Source organism: Paenibacillus dendritiformis (assembly GCF_015845845.1).
Lineage (GTDB): Bacteria > Bacillota > Bacilli > Paenibacillales > Paenibacillaceae > Paenibacillus_B > Paenibacillus_B dendritiformis_C.
Map to the genome: position 1 here is coordinate 101,973 of NZ_LDIG01000151.1, position 18,280 is coordinate 120,252.

The window sequence follows — 18,280 nt, forward strand, 5'->3', positions numbered from 1 at the left end:
ATGGAGTACACTTCATAAAGGAAAGGTGTATTTTTGCAGGTTTTCGGCGAGTCGAGCTTTGAGAATCAGGGGCTGTCTCAAATGTAGTTGAATGCTACTTTTGGGACACCCCCTTTGTCATGGATTTCGACAATATTTTGAACCTCCGGCTTGTGGTCTTGTTCACAAAAGGATATCATAGGTTTGAGGTGACAGACATCGATGGAAGAACGATTGCAAAAAATAATGGCAAACGCAGGGGTTGCGTCGCGCCGCAAATGTGAACAATTGATACTGGACGGGAAGGTGGAGGTGAACGGAGAGGTCGTGACCGCGCTGGGGGTCAAGGCGGATCCCGCGACCGACATCATTACCGTGAACGGCAAGCCGATTACCGCGAATGCCAACAAAGTATATGCCGCCTTCCACAAGCCGAAAGGGGTCATTACGAGCATGTCGGACCCGGAAGGGCGCAAGACGGTGCTTGATTTTATCAAGGGGATCGGGGCGCGGGTCTATCCGGTAGGGCGGCTCGATTACGATACGGAAGGGCTGCTGCTTCTGACCAATGACGGCGATCTGGCGAACATGCTCATGCATCCGCGCCATCATGTGGCGAAGACGTATCATGCGACCGTCAAGGGCATTCCGCACGGCGATCTGCTGGAAAAGCTGAGAGAGGGCATTCAGCTTGAGGACGGCATGACGCAGCCGGCTGAGGTGGAATACCATGATGTCGATATGGAGCGCAAATCGGCCACGATCAGCATTACGATCTACGAAGGGCGCAACCGCCAGGTGCGCCGGATGTTCGAAGCGATCGGGCATCCCGTCGTGAAGCTGAAGCGCGTTCAATTCGGCAACATCTTCCTGCAAGGGATTCCACGGGGCAAATTCCGGCACCTGACCAAATCCGAGGTCAACGAATTGAAGATGGCAATCAAGGAGAACCGCACGGAGGCCTGAACCGATTCCCGAATCGGTCGGAACGAACCCGGCAGGAGTGGGGTTTGTTTCCCGTTGCTATGACACATAATTTTCATATTAAGGAAGAGGGGGCGCTCAACCAATGAATTATAATGATCGTGGATGGTGTACGGAAATTGTAGCAACTCCTCTGCCTAATTGTGAAAAATGTCATAGAAACGAGTGTTCAAAAAAGTCCGGCGTTTCGTGAGCAACACCGGATTTTTGAACAACCTCTGGAAGGGGCGTAGATGATGGGGAAACGCAATAAGACAGTCCAAATCATTATTTTAGCGGGCATCCTTCTGCTCGGCGGCTTCGCTGTCAGTTCCGCTTTCAAGAAGTCGGAGACGCCAAAAGCCGGGGATGCGATACCGAACCTGACCTTGCAGAGCGTGCAGGGCGATCTGGTTCAGTTAAGCGATTACCGGGACAAGACGGTCGTGCTGAATTTCTGGGGATCCTGGTGCGAGCCGTGCGAGCGGGAAATGCCTGCCTTGCAGAGCACGGCGGATGACTGGAAGGAACGGGGGGTCGAGGTTGTCGGCATCAATGCGGGGGAAGATGCGCTGGTCGTCGAGAACTATATGAAAAAAGTGAACGTGGGTTTCACGATGCTGCTCGATCAGAAGAAGAAGGCGATTAAGGCGTTCGGGATCGGGCCGATGCCGACCACGTTCTTCATTAAGCCGAACGGCAAGGTCCACGCCATCCATATCGGAGAATTATCCCGTGATCAGCTGAATGCTTATCTTCAGCAGATTACTGGCACCTAACCGGATGGAAGGAGGGCAATGACGTGGCGTTTGTCAACACGAAATGTGAATGCGGGCACCAGAACGCCGTAGGAACGGTGCTGTGCGAAGCGTGCGGCAAACCGCAGAACGAGGAGCCCGGGTCCGACGCGGTGCTCGAAATGAGATATGACGGCGTCGCCCGCAAATCGCAAAAAGCGAATCCTTCATGGATTGACCGCATCTGGAACTTCTTCTCTTCGGTCAAAATCGCGATCATCATCATTATCATTACGCTGATCGGGGCTTCTCTCGGAACGATTTATCCGCAGGAAAGCAATTTCATCTCGATCGATGCCGCGACGTACTACAAGCAGACCTATGGCACGCTCGGGCATATCTATTATTTGCTTGGCTTGTCCCATACGTATGAATCATGGTGGTTCATTACGCTGCTCGTCATGATCGGGGCCTCGCTCGTCATATGCAGTCTGGACCGGGTCCTTCCGCTGTACCGCGCCTTACATAAGCAAAAGGTTCGCAAGCATGAGCAGTTCATTACGCGGCAGCGCGTCGTCTATCAGGGCGACATCAAGGAGGAGCCGGAGGCGTGGCTGGACAAAATGTCGGACGCCCTCAAGAAGCGCGGCTACCGCATCGTCCGTGACGACGGGGCGCTGCTCGCGGAGAAGAACCGCTTCAGCCGCTGGGGGCCTTATATCAACCATATCGGGCTTATCGTCTTCCTGCTGGCGGTGCTGGCAAGAAGCATTCCGGGATGGCATATGGAGTATTACGCCGGATTTCCGCAGGGAGAGCCGCGGGAGATTCCGAATACGCCGTACTATTTGCAAAATGATCATTTTACGGTGGAGTATTATTCGGAAGACGAGATGCCGGAGCAATTCGTCAAGGAAGGCCGGGTATTCGCGAAGCTGTTCGAGACGAAGGCGACCCTGTTCCGCTGTGTCGACAAGTGCGACGATCCGGTGGCGGAGCCGGTGCTGGAGAAGGTTCACCAGCATGATATCCGGGTGAACGAGCCGTTGGAATACGACGGCATCTCGGCGTATCAATTCGATTTCGATCTGACGCCGAAGCTCGTGGCGGTCAAGCCTGAGCTGCGGAATCCGGCTACGGGCGAAATATACGGGCAATTCGAGCTGAAAGTGAACCGGACGGAACGCGAGTATAAGGTAGGCCCGTATACGCTGGAATTAACGAGCAAATTCATGGACTTTGGCTTGAACAGCAAAGGCGAGCCGACGAATCTGTCGCAGGAGCCGAATGCACCCGCTTTTATTTTCCTGATTAAGGGACCTGGCTTATCGGAGGAAGGAGAGCCCTATCTCTATTTCCCGCTGCAAAAAGACAAGGTCCGCTTCCAGCAGGATGTCATCAACGGCAAGATGGCGGAGCGGTTCGAGCTGCGCGTGCCCTCGATGGATGATGTGACGATGTCCGAATCCACGAGCTACCTGACGGTTCGCAAGGACACGGCGATGCCCTTCATCTGGATCGGGGCCGCCATCAGCATGATCGGCCTTGTCATGGGCTTCTACTGGCAGCACCGCCGCGTATGGCTGCGGCTGGACGGACAAAATCTGGCTTTGGGAGCGCATACGAACAAAAACTGGTTCGGCTTGCGCAATGAAGTGGCGCGTGCATTGGCGGCCGCCGATGTGCAGGTGGATTCCAAAATGATAGATCGTGGGGGGAATAAGGCTTGAATTTGCTGCAATTTAGCCAGGACGCCTATTTAGTCGCGTTTTTCTTGTTCTGTATCGCGTTCATTCTGTTCGTGTTTGCCCTCGGGGGCGGCAAATCCCAGGATTCCGGACGCCGGGAACGGAAATGGGGAAAGATTGCGTTCGCCGTGACGATTATCGGCTTTTTGGCGCAGGCCGCCTACTTCTTCACGCGCTGGATTGGCGCGGGGCATATTCCGGTCAGCAATATGTACGAATTTATGTCCTTCCTGGCAATGATGATTATTGCCGCTTTCGTCGTGGTCTATCTGATATACCGTTCGACGGTGCTCGGGGTGTTCGGAGTGCCGCTGGCCGTTATCATTATGGGCTATGCCTCTGTATTTCCGAGCGAAGTTCAGCCGCTCATCCCGCAGTTGGACTCGATCTGGCTCTATATCCATGTTACGATGGTCGCGCTCGGTTACGCGTTCTTCGCGGTCGGGTTTCTGGCCGGCCTGCTTCATCTGCTGAGATCGATCCGTTGGGATGCCGGGGCGCCGCGCCGGCCGCAGCGATGGCTCGAGTTCACGATGGCCAGCATCGTAATCGTCGTAGGCTTCATTTCGATCGTGTTTATTTTCCGCGGAGCCGGATATGAGGTCATCATCGACCAGAAAGTGGAGAGCGTCAAGAACGGTCAAATCGAGACGAGGCTCGAAAAGGTTACGTATCAAATGCCGCCTCTGGTCGCTCCGTACAACAGCGATTCGGCTTCCTTGGAGATGGTGCCGAGCTTCATCGGCTTATCGCTTCCGCTGATGGAAGCGCCAAGCTGGATGAAGGGCGTCCAGGCGGGGCGGAAGCTGAACACCGTCATCTGGTCGCTGCTTACCGGACTGGTGCTGTATGGTCTTATCCGCTTGATTATCCGCAAGCCGATCGCGAAGTCGATTCAACCGCTTGTACGCGGCGTCGATCCGGAGCTGGCCGATGAGATCAGCTACCGGTCCATCGCGCTGGGCTTCCCGGTGTTTACGCTGGGCGGCCTGATCTTCGCGATGATCTGGGCACAGATTGCCTGGTCCCGCTTCTGGGCATGGGATCCGAAGGAGGTCTGGGCGCTCATTACGTGGCTGTTTTACAGCGCCTACCTGCATTTGCGCCTGTCGCGAAGCTGGATCGGGACGAAATCGTCCTGGCTGGCCGTCATTGGCTTTTTGATCGTTATGTTTACTTTGGTCGGAGTCAATCTCATTATCTCCGGGCTGCATTCCTATGCCGGAGTATAATCCGGGCAGCTGCGCATGCGACTGGACAGGACCATGTTCTGTCCAGTTACGCGTATAACCATTGGAAGGGGAGTCGTATATGTCTGAACATGTGAATCGCATACTGGTGGTAGATGATGAAGAACGCATTCGCCGCCTGCTCAAAATGTATCTGGAAAAAGAGGGATACGCGATTGATGAGGCGGAAGATGGAGAAATCGCGCTCCGCAAAGCGGTAAGCGAGGATTATGATTTGATCCTGCTCGACGTGATGCTGCCGGGGATGGACGGCATCGAAGTGTGCACGCGGCTGCGGCAGGTCAAGGCGACGCCGATTATTATGCTTACCGCGAAAGGCGAAGAAATGAACCGGGTGCAAGGGTTCGAGGTGGGGGCGGACGACTATGTCGTCAAGCCGTTCAGTCCGCGCGAAGTGATCTACCGGGTCAAGGCGGTGCTTCGCCGGTCGTCGGCGACGGCGTTCTTGACCAACGATCCGAAGACGAGCAACAATATCGTATTCCCGCATTTGGTTATCGAGCATGATGCCCACCGCGTCACGGCCGGAGGCCAGGAAGTGAGTCTGACGCCGAAGGAGTATGAGCTGCTTCACTATTTGGCGATATCTCCGGACAAAGTGTTCTCGCGCGAAGAGTTGTTGAAGGATGTATGGAACTACGAATTTTTCGGAGATCTGCGGACTGTGGATACCCATGTGAAGCGTCTGCGCGAAAAGCTGAACAAGGTGTCGCCGGAGGCGGCGGCCATGATTACGACCGTATGGGGCGTCGGTTACAAGTTAGAGGTGCCTAAATAACGTGAAATTTTGGCGAAGCATTGTCGGAAAGCTATGGATGACCATCATCGGCCTTGTCGCCTTCGTCATGGCGACCTTGGGCGTATACCTGCTGCCTTACATTGACAGCAACTTCGCGCATCCGAATGACATTAAGCAATTGTTCGTCTATACCGCCATTACCGGATTCTCGCTGACGACATTCTTTGCGCTGTTCCTGTTCACGAAGATTACGCAGCCGCTCCGCAAGCTGAAGGAGGCCGCCGACACGATACGGCAAGGAGATTATTCCACGAAGGTGACGATACGCTCCTCCGACGAGATCGGCGAGCTGTCCCGCACGTTCAACCATATGGCGGAGGAGCTGAAGCTGACGATTCAGGATTTGCAGCATGAGAAGGAGCACCTTGCCAGCGTGCTGCGGAGCATGACCGACGCGGTGATTACGTTCGACGCGGCCGGTCAAATGCTGCTGACGAATCCGCAGGGCGAAGCGATTCTGAACACCTGGAATCAGATGGAATGGAACATTCAAGAGGAGGGAGCCGAATCTTCGGCGGTTCCCGATCCGTTGAAGCCATATTTCGACACGGTCGTGAAGGAAGGGAAGGAAGTGACGGCGCGGGTTCACGTCCAGAAGGAAGTGTGGTCGGTCGTGATGGGCCCGCTCCATGCCGACAGCCGCGTCCGCGGGGCGGTCGCCGTGCTGCGGGATATTACGGAGGAAGTCAAGCTGGAGAAGCTGCGGACGGACTTCGTCGCCAATGTGTCCCATGAGATTCGCACTCCGCTCTCGATGCTGCAAGGGTACAGCGAAGCGCTGATGGACGATATCGCCGCCTCTCCCGAGGAACGGCAGGAACTGGTCCAGGTCATCCATGACGAATCGCTCCGTATGGGGCGTCTCGTCAAAGATCTGCTTGATCTGGCGAAGATGGAATCGGGCCATATGCAGATGCATTGGAACGAGACCGACGTGGATGAACTGATTCACCGCGTATACCGCAAATATACGGTGCTCGCGAAGGAGCAGCAGATTCCGATCGTGCTGAAGCTCGAAGCGCATGATCCGGTGCTGCCCGCCGCCGACGAGGATCGGCTGGAGCAGGTGCTGACCAATCTGCTGGACAATGCCATGCGGCATTCGTCGGCCGGGGAGGAAATATGCATCGGCACGAGCCGCGGCCCTTCCGCCGATGGCGGCGAGACGCTGAGCATCGTCGTTCAGGACCACGGCCAGGGCATACCGTCTGAGGATCTCCCCTATATTTTCGACCGCTTCTACAAGGCCGACAAGGCCCGCAAGCGGGAAGCGACCGGCGGGACCGGATTGGGTCTGGCCATCGTCAAAAATATTGTGGAGGCCCACAAGGGCTCTATCCAGGTTCACAGCGTCCAGGGAGAGGGGACGACATTCACCATTCAACTCCCGATCCCGGTGTCACAAAAAGAGAACGGATGACGAAACGAGAAAACTCCCTTTTCCGCTTGGCGGAGAAGGGAGTTTTGTGTCGTGCGGCGATTCGCTAATGATGTCAGAGCAAGACGGATTTTTTACCAAAATCTTGTTGCCCGTGGAACAAGGCGCAGGGCTTTGCTTGCTCCGGGTATCTTTTCGTTATAATACGATGACTTTCGCTTTATTGATATCCGCATGGGCCTTCAGCTCCGCGAGCACATCCTGAGGCACCGACTTGTCCACGGACAGCACCATAATCGCGTCTCCGCCGGCGATTTTGCGTCCCACCTGCATCGTCGCGATATTCACGCCGTTGTTGCCAAGCAGGGAGCCGACCAGCCCGATAACGCCCGGCTTGTCATGATGCGAGATCAGAAGGAGATAGCCTTCCGGCACCAAATCCACGGTATATTTGTCGATCTGAACGATCCGTTCTCCGTATCCGTTCAGCAGCGTGCCGGCCACGAGCCGTTCTTCGGTGCTCGTGCGCAGCTTGACCGTCAGCAGGTTGGTGAAGCCTTTGGCGATATGGGATTTTTCGACCAAAATATTAATGTCGCGAACCTTGGCCAGATGCATCGAATTTACCTCGTTCACATCGGAGCCAAGATAGCGGGACAGCACGCCTTTGACGATGTAGCGCGTAATCGGCTGGGTATCCACCTCGGCCAGATCGCCGCAATAATTGACGACGATCTCCAGGACGGGACTTTTGGCCATTTGGCCGGCGAATTGCCCGAGCTTCTCGGCGAGCTTGAAGTAAGGCTGAATCTTTTTCAGCACGCTTGGCGCAACCGGCGGCATATTCACGGCATTTTTGAACGGTTCGTTCCGCAAAATATGCAGCACCTGCTCGGAGACGTCGACCGCCACGTTCTCTTGCGCTTCTACCGTCGATGCGCCAAGGTGAGGGGTGACAATGATTTTCGGATGCTTCAAGAACGGATGATCCGCAGCCGGCGGTTCCGCCTCGAACACGTCGAAGGCCGCTCCGGCAACGATGCCCTCGTCAATCGCCTCGATAAGCGCCCGTTCATCGATAATGCCCCCGCGGGCGCAGTTGATGATGCGCATTCCCCGCTTCATCACTTCGAACTGCGGGCGGGAGATCATATGGCGCGTCTCGTCCGTAAGCGGTGTATGGACGGTGATGAAATCGGCGGCGCGGATAATTTCGTCCACTGTTCCAAGCTTGACGCCGAGCTTCTCCGCCCGCTCGTCCGTCATGAACGGATCGTAGCCGATGACTTCCATGCCGAACGCCTTGGCGCGCTTAGCGACCTCGCTCCCGATTCGGCCCATGCCGAGGACGCCGAGCGTCTTGTTCATCAATTCGACGCCAAGGAACGACTTGCGGTCCCATACGCCGCTTATCGTCTTTACATACGCTTGCGGAATGTGGCGCGACAGGGCCATCATCATGGCGAAGGCATGCTCGCAGGTCGTAATCGTGTTGCCGTCCGGCGCGTTGATAACGATGATTCCCCGCTTCGTCGCCGCTTCCAGATCGATGTTGTCCACGCCGACACCCGCGCGTCCGATGACCTTGAGCTGCTTGGCTGCTTCCATGATGCGCGCCGTCACCCGCGTCTGGCTGCGGACCAGCAGGGCGTCGACATCGCCGATGATGCCGATCAGCTCGTCTTCCGACAATCCGGTTTTTTTCAGGACGGTCACATCCTGCGCGTCGACGAGCTGCTGGATGCCGAAATCGCTGATCGGATCCGATACGAGTACTTTGAACATGGATATCTCCTCCCAATATCTAACTCATAGTTATCTATAAAAAAACTCCCGTCCGCATACTACGACCGTAGTAAGGGACGAGAGTCTTCTTCCGTGGTGCCACCCTTATTCGCCCGGCGCTCGCACGCCAGACCTTGACCATCTCGCAATGAGATGCCGAGCGGTAACGGGCTCTAGCCGGTTGGACCTACGCACCTGCCGCCGGCAAGCTTCAGCACAACAACTCCGGAACGCTGGAACATGATGGTCCGCCGCCGATTCCCACCTGCCATCGGCTCTCTGTAGGCCTTCGCATCTGTTCTTTTCCTTCACCGTATTACATCATGAAATTGCATTTAATGTATCACGCTTCATGATCGGTGTCAATAGGGAGAAAAAAGACCTAATCGTATAGGGAGCGCCGGTCTAATTGCGCTGGCCGAGGTTGTATCGGAGCCATTTTTTCTGATATGATTCATCTGTTGGTTCATCGCAACTTTACTTGCATGTTCGTGTATATATCGGTAAGGCAGGGATTGAATGAAACAGAAATGGAATCAATTTAAAGAACGGCAGGTTCGTGTTCACGAACTGGACGATCGCCTCCTGCTTCTTAACCTGTACCTGACGCAGGGCCTTACCCTGCTGGCGGGATTGATATGGATATGGCTGCAGGGCAGAAATCCGTTCGCTCTTCTGGCCTTGCCGGAAGGATGGCAGTGGCTGTGGTGGAGCGCCGGATTGGCCGTCGTCGTCGTGCTCGTCGACATCGCCGTATCGCAATTCGTGCCGGAGGAAATGACCGACGACGGGGGCATGAACGAGAAGCTGTTCGGCAAGCGGCCGGTGTGGCATATTGTCGTGATTTGCCTGATTGTTGGCATCTGCGAAGAACTGCTGTTCCGGGGGGCAGTCCAGCATGCTTTCGGTTCGTACTGGACCAGCATTCTGTTCGCCGCGATCCATGTCCGCTATTTGCGCCATTGGCTGCCGACACTGATGGTTTTTCTCATCAGCTATGCGCTCGGAACCGTCTACGAATGGACGGGCACATTGTGGGCGCCGATTGCGGCTCACTTTATCATTGATTTGATTATGGGACTTATTTTACGCTTTCGGAGGGAATTATGAGCGAGAAGCGGCCTGACCCGTCATTTCGCGGGTTCACACGCAGAACCGCGGCCCCCGACATGGAAGACAGCCCGGCGCTCGCTGCGCTGCGCCGGCTGCGGGAAGATTCGGCGTCCAAGGCTTCGGCCGATGGGAAGGAAGCGGCCGGGTCCCATCCAGACACCAAGACAACAGCATCGAAGCGCCAGGGAGAGGAGCCGCGGGAACAGGCGGCGGCTCTCCTTGATGAGGAAGAGGATGAAGATCGTTATTTGCCGCCTCGCAAAGAATTGTATCCTTCCAATTACGCAAAACTTACGCAATGGTTTTACAATATATTGTTTTTGCTGTTTATCGGGCTGTTAATCGCTCTCTTCTTGTGGGGGCGGCATAAGATGGCGTTGGGAGGATAATTCGCCATGATTGCTGTTATCGGTCTTGTTGTATTGGGCTTCTGTGCCGTTACGGGCTACATGCTGCGGGAAGCGAGCGGATGTAACGTTGTGGAGGAGGAAGTGTCGTTAAGGCGGCTGCCGTCATCATTCGACGGCACCCGCTTGTTTTTTATTTCCGATATTCATCGGCGGACCATTACCGAGCGGGAGCTCTCCGCTCTGCTGAAGCATGACAAGGCGGATCTCGTCATTGTGGGCGGCGATATGACGGAAGCCGGCGTTCCGCTAGAACGGTGCAGGCATAACATGCGGATGCTGTCGCGGCTTGGCCCGGTCATGGCCGTCCATGGCAATCATGATTACAAGGCCGATATCCGCAGGCTTGACGATATGCTGAGGCAACTGGGCGTGAAGGTGCTGGACAATGAAGCCGTGCGGCTGGAGCGGGACGGAACCGCGATATGGCTGGTCGGCTGGGATGACTTCAGCACGGGAAGAACGAACGCCAAGATCAGCATGCTTGACGTCAGGGAGCAGCCGGGCTGCACCATCGTCGTCACGCATGATCCGTTGTCCCTGCGGGGCGAGAGTTTGGAGGGCATCGATTTGGTCTTGTCGGGGCATACGCATGGCGGCCAAATTTGCTTGCCTGGCCTCGGACCTGTCCGCACAGGAAAGTTTTACCGCCAATACCTGGCAGGCTGGTATCCGTTCGCCGACAAGAACGGACATTGCACGCGGCTGTTCATCAGCAGGGGATATGGGACCTCGCACGCCCCTTTTCGCCTGTGCAGCCCGCCTGAGGTTCATTTCATTACGCTCCGGGCACGCTAAAAAACAAATACCGGGGTTTCCAGTTCCTGCGATGCATGCCCCATTGTTTCCTGAATTTATTGCGCATGGTTCAGGTGAACGGCGACCACACTAACTACTGAATCCGAATAACCAAGGAGGGATCAGCAGTGAATATGAGGGCGTTTTTTACCGGTACGGCTCTCGGTGTAATCGCCGGCATGTATATGGCCGATCGCCGATCGCTTGCGAACCTGCAGTCCAAGCTTCAGGTGGCTGGCAACGTGATGCAGGACGTAATGGGCCAAGCGAAAAACAAAGTGATGGACACTGCGATGACGAATCTGGCCAATGTGGGCAACGCGTTGTCCAAAGCGGCCAGCCAAGCGAACGCGAACGAGTTCAGCCTGGACAAAGTAAAGCAGCTCATCGATAGCGATCCGGAAGTCAAACGCAAGGTTGATGCGATTTTGCGCGAGAACGGACTGGCTCCGCTGCCTTCATCCATGAATTCTTCGGCTGCTGCCACGAGCGCCCAGGACGCATTGAAGACTGCGGTTCAGTCGCTGGAGACCAAAGCGGACATGCAGCAGCCAGCCCGCCACTAATGAAATAGCTAGGAAAGGCTGCCAGATCATGCAGCCGATTTGGGCCGTCTTGATCGAGCAACCGGCAACAAGAGCCGTCGAGCGTTCATCGACGGCTTTTTTGGGTATTTTCCATACATACCTGAGAAGATCCGGACAGGCCATTTTATGTAGTGCAAAACATTTGAATTAATGATAACATGAGGTTACAAGGAACCATTTTCAGCACATATTATATGTTGCTTCATAATCTGTTATAACCGAAGTTGCAAAGGAGGGTCCTGTCCATGAAAATCGAACGTCTGAGCCAAGACAAAATCCGTGTTTTCCTTACGTTCGACGATTTGTCGGAGCGCGGGATCCAACGCGAAGATCTCTGGCGCGAGATGACGAAGCTGCAGGAGCTGTTCGCGGAAATGATGGACCAGGCTTACACTGAACTCGGATTCGACGCGACGGGACCGCTTGCCGTAGAAGTGTTCGCAATGCCTGCCCAAGGCATGGTCGTCATTGTAACCCGGACCCGCTGGGATAGCGCGGGGCATCATGCGAGCGGCGCGGATGAAGACGAGCTGGATGATGTGTATGAAATGGAAGTGACGCTCGAAGAGAGCGACACCATCGTTTTCGCTTTCCGCGATTTTGAGCATTTCATTGAGGCCGCCCATACGGTGAATACGAATTACTCCGTCTCTGGCGCGCTATACCAATATAATAATCAGTGGATATTCTATGCGGAACCGGCGGATCTCGACTCTCACCGTCTGCAAGGTCTAGTCTCTATTCTTGCTGAATATGGGGAAGCCGCATCCGTAACTGCCGCGGTTCTGGAGGAGTACGGAACCTGCATTCTCCCGGAGAATGCGATTGCCGTCATATGCAATCATTTCCCTCCTCGGCACGCTTAAATGGTTTCTGTTGATTAACAGGGAGCGCCCGCTTCTGAAACGGAGCGAGTCCCCTGTTTTCATTTGTCATCATATGTCAGTCAGTATATTCAAGCTTGCTCTCATTGGACACATCAATGTCCAGACACCCGGGTTCAATGAGTCTATCTACTATAAACCTATGAGGTGAATAATGATGACCGCTAATGATCACAACTCCCTGCTTGCTTCCACTCAGCTCGTAATTGAACAGGCTTTGCAGCGTCTGGGTTATGGACAAGATATGGTGGACCTGATGAAGGAGCCGCTTCGCATGCTGACGGTGCGGATACCAGTGCGCATGGATGACGGCACGGTTCAGGTGTTCACCGGCTTCCGCGCCCAGCATAACGATGCAGTCGGTCCAACCAAGGGAGGCGTGCGCTTTCATCCGGATGTGACAGAGGAAGAGGTCAAGGCCCTGTCCATTTGGATGAGCTTGAAATGCGGAATTGCCGATTTGCCGTACGGCGGCGGCAAAGGCGGAATTATTTGCGACCCGCGCCGGATGTCATTCGGCGAATTGGAGCGGTTGAGCCGCGGGTATGTTCGCGCGATCAGCCAGATGGTCGGTCCGAACAAGGATATCCCGGCGCCGGACGTCATGACGAACTCGCAAGTGATGGCATGGATGGTCGATGAGTATAGCCATATTCGGGAGTTCGACTCCCCGGGCTTTATTACGGGCAAGCCGCTCGTGCTCGGAGGATCGAAGGGGCGCGAGACCGCGACGGCGCAGGGCGTCGTCATGATGATTTTCGAAGCCCTCAAGGTGCGCGGGATTCCGCTCAAGGATGCCCGGGTTATCGTTCAGGGCTTCGGGAACGCCGGCAGCTATCTGTCCAAGTTCATGCACGAAGCGGGAGCGAAGGTGGTTGGCATCTCCGACGTCAATGGCGCGCTTTACGATCCGGAAGGTCTCGACATTCCGGATTTGCTTGACCGCCGGGATTCGTTCGGAACCGTCACCAATCTGTTCAAGAATACGATTACGAACGAAGAATTGCTGGTGCAGCCTTGCGATATCCTCGTTCCGGCAGCGATCGAGAATCAGATTACCGAGGACAACGCCCATAAGATTCAGGCAAGCATCATCGTCGAAGCGGCCAACGGTCCTACCACGATTGAGGCGACCAAGATTGTCACGGACCGCGGCATCCTGCTCGTGCCGGATGTATTGGCTAGCGCCGGCGGCGTCATCGTGTCTTATTTTGAATGGGTACAGAACAACCAAGGCTACTACTGGAGTGAGGAAGAAGTCATGCAGAAGCTGCAAAAGCTGATGACGCAGGGCTTCAACAAAGTTTACGAGACGCATCAGATGAAGCAAGTGGACATGCGGCTGGCCGCTTATATGGTCGGCGTGCGCAAGACGGCTGAAGCTGCGCGCTACCGGGGGTGGGTGTAAGTGTGGGCATAGTTCCGGCTATCACAGCGATAGCCGCCAGCACTTCAGATACGGCCGTGCAGACGATGGAATCAACGGCGCCGATACTGCCTTTGCTGACGGCCGCGATAGCCCCCGGCATTGCGCTGTTGGTGTACTTTTATCTGAAGGACCGCTATGATTACGAACCGATTCATATGGTCGTGCGCGTATTCCTGCTCGGATTTCTAATTGTCTTCCCGATTATGATTGTGCAGCACGGGCTCGTGCTGTGGTGGGGGGATAACCCGCTCGTCTCCTCCTTCGCCATTTCGGCCGGGGTGGAAGAGGCGGTTAAATGGTTCGTGCTGTATCATATGATCTATAATCATGTTGAGTTCGACGAGCATTACGACGGAATATTATATGCCGTTGCAGTGTCTCTTGGCTTTGCCACCATCGAGAACGTATTGTATGCCTGGATTAATCATTCTTCCTTCTCGCATTTGATCCTGCGGGCGCTGCTCCCGGTATCGGGGCACGCAATGTTCGGCGTGATGATGGGCTATTATATGGGCAAGGCGAAGTTCACCAAGGACAATGGCGGACGGACCAGGCGTTACCTGGCCTATTCCCTGCTGTTCCCTATTTTCTGGCATGGCATTTATGATCTGATATTGTTGACGGTGACACGTTATTGGATATGGTTTGTCGTACCGCTAATGATTTTTCTGTGGTACTACGGCATGGGCAAGGTGCGGCGCGCGAATGCCCGTTCGCCTCTCCATCTGGTGAAGCGGGAGGAAGAGATTAATATGTGAACCGGCAGGCAATACTGGCACATAGGAAGCAAGGGCAATCCTTGCGGTTTCCTCTCGGAAGCGAGGTGTTCCTGCGCGACGTGGCGAACACCTCTTACAGATGATGGAGGAGTGAGCGTGTGCGGGTAAAAGTAACCATTCGCTGCAACCGTTGCGGCGAGAAGTTCGTGCTGCGCGGCAAGAGGGAAAAAGGCCGTGTGGAAACGGGCTTCAAGCAATGCCTCTGCGACAACCGCGATAATTTTGAAGTCGAAGAAGAACCGATTTGAGCTGGCAAGCTGTCAGCATGAAGAGCGTAACATAGGAAACGATGCATAAACCTTCCGCTGTTCCAGCAAACTATGGACAAATCCATGTACAAGTTGCTGTGAAGGGAGACGTTTGTACCATGTATAAACGATTTAGTGCCGTCATGTTTCCGATCGTTACGCTCTTTTTCATTGGAGCGATCGTGTGGGGGTATCAAGAGCATCAAGAGAAAAATTCAATATTGATCAAGGCGGAAAACCAATATCAACGGGCATTCCATGATTTGACCTATCATGTGGACAGGCTTCACAGCGAGCTGGGGCGCACCCTCGCGGTGAACTCGCAGTCGCAATCCATGCACCGCAAAGGGCTCGCCAATGTATGGCGCATTACGAGCCAAGCGCAGCATGAGATTAACCAGCTTCCGCTGACGCTGCTGCCGTTCAACAAGACGGAGGATTTTCTGTCGCGCATCTCCAATTTCGCTTACCGCACCTCGATTCGCGATTTGACCAAAAAGCCGCTGTCGGATGACGAAGTGAAGACGCTGAAGACGTTGTATAAGAATGCGGGCGAGATATCAAAGGATTTGCAGCAGGTTCAGCATAAGGTCATCGCCAACAATTTGCGCTGGATGGATGTCGAGACCGCGATGGCCTCAGAGCAACAAACGATGGACAACACGATTATCGACGGCTTCAAAACGGTTGACAAAAAAGTCGGCGATTATCCGGAGTTGAATTGGGGGCCTACCATCGCCAACATCTATACGAAGCGTTCCGTCAAGATGCTGAAGGGCCAGCCGTTAAGCGTACAGCAAATCCGGCAGAAGGCGGAACAATTTTTGGGCAACAAAAATTATAATAAAATCGAAGTCAGAGAGAATGGGAAAGGAACGGAGTACGAATCCTACACGGCGTTTGCCGATTACGGCAATGACGGCAAGGGAACCGTAACGCTGGATTTTACGAAGCAGGGCATGCTGATGGCGTATATGGACGCGCGCGAGATTAAGCAGAAGCAAATTTCGATGAAGCAGGCCGCCCAATCCGCCAAGCAGTTCTTGAAGAAAAACGGCTATCCCGATATGGAGGCCGTCAAATACAATGAACGAAACCGCGTCGGCAGCTTCACCTTCGTGCCGGTCGTGAACGGCGTCTATGTCTATCCGCAGCAAATCGGCGTGCGGGTCGCGCTTGATAACGGGGAAGTGACCGGGCTTCAGGCGACGGATTATGTATATGAGCAGAAGGACCGGAGCATCGGCAAGGCGAAGCTCACGAAGCAGGAAGCCCAGAAGATGCTGCATCCGGAAATGGATGTTTTGTTCGATCGGTTGTCCCTGATTAAGAATGATGAAGGGGAAGAAGTGTTGTGCTATGAATTCGGCGGCAAGATCAACGGCACAACGTACCGCATCTATATTAACGCCGAAAATGGCGAAGAAGAGCATATCGAAGAGATGACTGCCGTGCAAGAATAACATTTGCGCCGCAGAAGCGCCGGAGGGTGTCTATCCTGTAGACGGGAGGATGCTTTCCGGCGCTTTGTGCTGTTGGACCCCGGTATCCCGTGGTATAATTGCCCACAGGGGGGAGCTTATGTTACCTAAAGTCAATGATATGTTATATATGCAATTGGAGCGTTCTCCGGAGGAGGCGACTTACAAAGCAAGGGTGACGGAATTGGATGACGAATGCATCTGGATGGAGGTTCCGCTCTGCGAAGAGACCGGCAAATTCGGATTGTTCGCCATCGGGGATGAGTTGGATGTCTTTTTCTCCCGGAATGACGGGATAATATGGCATTTCCGGTCCCGGATAGAGGGCAAGCGCAACGAGGCGATTCGAATGCTGTCTATCCGCAAGCCGAACCCTGACGATATGACGAAAATGCAGCGCCGCAATTATTTGCGGGTGCAGGCTCAACTGGAGACGGCGGTATCGACGCTGGACGGCGTTCGATTTTTGGCGTGCACGGAGGATGTCAGCGGCGGCGGGGTATCGCTCACGGCCGCGCCGAAATGGGGCCTTCGCGAAGGCCAGCTGCTGCAATGCTGGCTTGCGGTTCCGTTCCGCAACGGAACGATCGAGCACATCCCGTTCACCGGGGAAATCGTGCGGGTTCGTCCGCTGCACGAGGAGCGGAACCTGATCATGATGAAATTCGGGCAGATTGCCGAATTGGACCAGCAGAAGCTGATCCGGTTCTGCTTCGAACGCCAAATTGAGGCGAGAAAATGAGTCTTGCCGCCGAAGCCCATTCATACATACGGGGAAGACCGCAGCTCCGTGTGCATAATCCGCGGGGCGGCCAGCCATAATATTCCTCAAAAACAAGGAGGATGTGGGAACCGGTGCATGATCGGGAAATGGCACTTATGGATTGGTGGGAACGCATCTTCAGGTGGATGATCCGGATTGGGCTGGCCTTCGCCGCGGCGCTTCTTGCGGTGCAGCTGCTGCTTATGCACGGCGGGATACGAAGCTTGCTCTGCAAGGTGGAGAGGCTGGAAGGCGTGCCGTATCCGGCGGCCGGCGCACCGGAGGAGCCTTGAGGCTGCTCGGGGAACGGGCGCGATCCATGCATTGCCTGTTTTGCATCCCCTCATGAAGTGTGGTATAATTTTGACGTCGCAGGCAACGCCTGCTTTTTTAGTGATATCTCTATACACGGTGATTGTTCCAGGAAGGAGTCAGACTCGGTTGACAGTACAGTCCAACGCTCCTGCGCTTCGTTTGAATATCGCTATCGACGGGCCAGCAGGAGCCGGGAAGAGCACAGTGGCCCGCCTCGTCGCCCGGGAATTGGGTTATACGTATATCGATACCGGTGCGATGTACCGGGCGGTAGCGTTACATATGTTACGATTGGGAATTGATCCTGACGATAGGGATGCCATTCAAGAAGCGATGAAGGATGTCGCGATTGAACTGATTCCGCTTGATTCCGGGCAAGCCGTTCTGTTGAACGGAACCGACGTCACGGCCGAGATCCGGACGCCGGAGATTAGCCGGCTCGCTTCCTCGTTTGCCCGGTCATCCGCCGTTAGGGAGAGGCTAGTCCACCTCCAGCGCGGCATGGCTGCCCGCAAGGGAGTCGTCATGGATGGCCGCGATATTGGCACGCATGTTCTTCCCGATGCCGAACAGAAATGGTTCGTGACCGCTTCCGTCGAAGAACGGGCGCGCCGGCGCTACGCTGAGTCGAGCGGAGTGGACGGCGCGACCGTAGAGCAGTTCATGCGGGAGATTGCGGCTCGCGACAAGCAGGACGAGACGAGGGAGGTATCTCCGCTGCGTCAGGCGGAAGACGCCGTTCTGCTTGATACGACGCGCATGACGATAGATGAGGTCGTTCGCGTCATCGTGGATCAGGCCAAATTATTATGCAGAGATGGGGAACGGTAATCAATT

The 18,280-nt window shown here is 54.9% G+C and carries 19 protein-coding genes; 18 read left to right on the plus strand and 1 reads right to left on the minus strand.

Annotated features, from left to right (window positions below):
* Positions 1 to 201: 201 nt before the first annotated feature.
* The 6 genes from ABD76_RS14575 (at position 202) to ABD76_RS14600 (ending at position 6,896) form a co-directional block, all read left to right on the plus strand.
* Positions 202 to 945: a pseudouridine synthase gene (locus ABD76_RS14575; protein WP_197257973.1), complete on the plus strand. Its 744-nt coding sequence runs from the start codon at positions 202 to 204 to the stop codon at positions 943 to 945.
* 254 nt (positions 946 to 1,199) lie between these two features.
* Positions 1,200 to 1,721, plus strand: coding sequence for a redoxin domain-containing protein (locus ABD76_RS14580; RefSeq protein WP_242069578.1), 522 nt, complete (start codon positions 1,200 to 1,202; stop codon positions 1,719 to 1,721).
* Between the two features lie 23 nt (positions 1,722 to 1,744).
* Positions 1,745 to 3,409 (plus strand): cytochrome c biogenesis ResB family protein, encoded by a 1,665-nt coding sequence (resB, locus tag ABD76_RS14585; RefSeq protein WP_197257975.1) that lies wholly within the window; start codon positions 1,745 to 1,747, stop codon positions 3,407 to 3,409.
* A complete protein-coding gene (ccsA, locus tag ABD76_RS14590; RefSeq protein ID WP_197257977.1) occupies positions 3,406 to 4,659 on the plus strand; it encodes a cytochrome c biogenesis protein CcsA in 1,254 nt (417 codons plus the stop codon). The genes resB and ccsA overlap by 4 nt, the downstream gene beginning before the upstream one ends.
* Before the next feature lie 79 nt (positions 4,660 to 4,738).
* Positions 4,739 to 5,455 (plus strand): response regulator transcription factor, encoded by a 717-nt coding sequence (locus tag ABD76_RS14595; RefSeq protein ID WP_197257978.1) that lies wholly within the window; start codon positions 4,739 to 4,741, stop codon positions 5,453 to 5,455.
* Between the two features lies 1 nt (position 5,456).
* Positions 5,457 to 6,896 carry an ATP-binding protein gene (locus ABD76_RS14600; protein WP_197257979.1) on the plus strand — a complete coding sequence of 480 codons (1,440 nt, stop codon included), beginning with the start codon at positions 5,457 to 5,459 and terminating at the stop codon, positions 6,894 to 6,896.
* 156 nt (positions 6,897 to 7,052) lie between these two features.
* Here ABD76_RS14600 and serA read toward each other — a convergent pair whose 3' ends face one another.
* On the minus strand, positions 7,053 to 8,639 hold the full coding sequence (gene serA / locus ABD76_RS14605) for a phosphoglycerate dehydrogenase (RefSeq protein WP_197257980.1): 1,587 nt from the start codon (positions 8,637 to 8,639) through the stop codon (positions 7,053 to 7,055).
* Between the two features lie 519 nt (positions 8,640 to 9,158).
* Between serA and ABD76_RS14610 the strand changes: the two genes are divergently transcribed.
* The 12 genes from ABD76_RS14610 to cmk all read left to right on the plus strand — a co-directional run bounded on the left by ABD76_RS14610 (position 9,159) and on the right by cmk (position 18,274).
* A complete protein-coding gene (locus tag ABD76_RS14610; RefSeq protein WP_197257982.1) occupies positions 9,159 to 9,749 on the plus strand; it encodes a CPBP family intramembrane glutamic endopeptidase in 591 nt (196 codons plus the stop codon).
* Positions 9,746 to 10,141 (plus strand): hypothetical protein, encoded by a 396-nt coding sequence (locus tag ABD76_RS14615; protein ID WP_197257983.1) that lies wholly within the window; start codon positions 9,746 to 9,748, stop codon positions 10,139 to 10,141. Before ABD76_RS14610 ends, ABD76_RS14615 begins: the two co-directional genes overlap by 4 nt.
* 6 nt (positions 10,142 to 10,147) lie before the next feature.
* Positions 10,148 to 10,957, plus strand: a complete 810-nt coding sequence (locus ABD76_RS14620) for a metallophosphoesterase (RefSeq protein WP_197257984.1) — start codon at positions 10,148 to 10,150, stop codon at positions 10,955 to 10,957.
* 134 nt (positions 10,958 to 11,091) lie between these two features.
* Positions 11,092 to 11,523: a DNA-directed RNA polymerase gene (locus ABD76_RS14625; protein WP_197258044.1), complete on the plus strand. Its 432-nt coding sequence runs from the start codon at positions 11,092 to 11,094 to the stop codon at positions 11,521 to 11,523.
* Between the two features lie 266 nt (positions 11,524 to 11,789).
* A complete protein-coding gene (locus tag ABD76_RS14630) occupies positions 11,790 to 12,410 on the plus strand; it encodes a genetic competence negative regulator (RefSeq protein ID WP_197257985.1) in 621 nt (206 codons plus the stop codon).
* Between the two features lie 175 nt (positions 12,411 to 12,585).
* Positions 12,586 to 13,836, plus strand: a complete 1,251-nt coding sequence (locus ABD76_RS14635; protein WP_197258045.1) for a Glu/Leu/Phe/Val family dehydrogenase — start codon at positions 12,586 to 12,588, stop codon at positions 13,834 to 13,836.
* 65 nt (positions 13,837 to 13,901) lie between these two features.
* Positions 13,902 to 14,615: a glutamic-type intramembrane protease PrsW gene (gene prsW, locus ABD76_RS14640; RefSeq protein WP_197258046.1), complete on the plus strand. Its 714-nt coding sequence runs from the start codon at positions 13,902 to 13,904 to the stop codon at positions 14,613 to 14,615.
* A 119-nt stretch (positions 14,616 to 14,734) separates the two neighbouring features.
* Positions 14,735 to 14,884: a hypothetical protein gene (locus ABD76_RS14645; RefSeq protein WP_006285250.1), complete on the plus strand. Its 150-nt coding sequence runs from the start codon at positions 14,735 to 14,737 to the stop codon at positions 14,882 to 14,884.
* Between the two features lie 119 nt (positions 14,885 to 15,003).
* Entirely contained in the window at positions 15,004 to 16,347 is a 1,344-nt protein-coding gene (gene ypeB / locus ABD76_RS14650) for a germination protein YpeB (protein WP_197257986.1), read from the plus strand.
* Positions 16,348 to 16,465: 118 nt separating this feature from the next.
* Positions 16,466 to 17,107 carry a flagellar brake protein gene (locus ABD76_RS14655; RefSeq protein WP_197257987.1) on the plus strand — a complete coding sequence of 214 codons (642 nt, stop codon included), beginning with the start codon at positions 16,466 to 16,468 and terminating at the stop codon, positions 17,105 to 17,107.
* 101 nt (positions 17,108 to 17,208) lie between these two features.
* Positions 17,209 to 17,421, plus strand: coding sequence for a diadenosine tetraphosphatase (locus tag ABD76_RS14660; RefSeq protein ID WP_206765662.1), 213 nt, complete (start codon positions 17,209 to 17,211; stop codon positions 17,419 to 17,421).
* Between the two features lie 148 nt (positions 17,422 to 17,569).
* Positions 17,570 to 18,274 carry a (d)CMP kinase gene (gene cmk / locus ABD76_RS14665; RefSeq protein WP_197257990.1) on the plus strand — a complete coding sequence of 235 codons (705 nt, stop codon included), beginning with the start codon at positions 17,570 to 17,572 and terminating at the stop codon, positions 18,272 to 18,274.
* Positions 18,275 to 18,280: the final 6 nt, after the last annotated feature.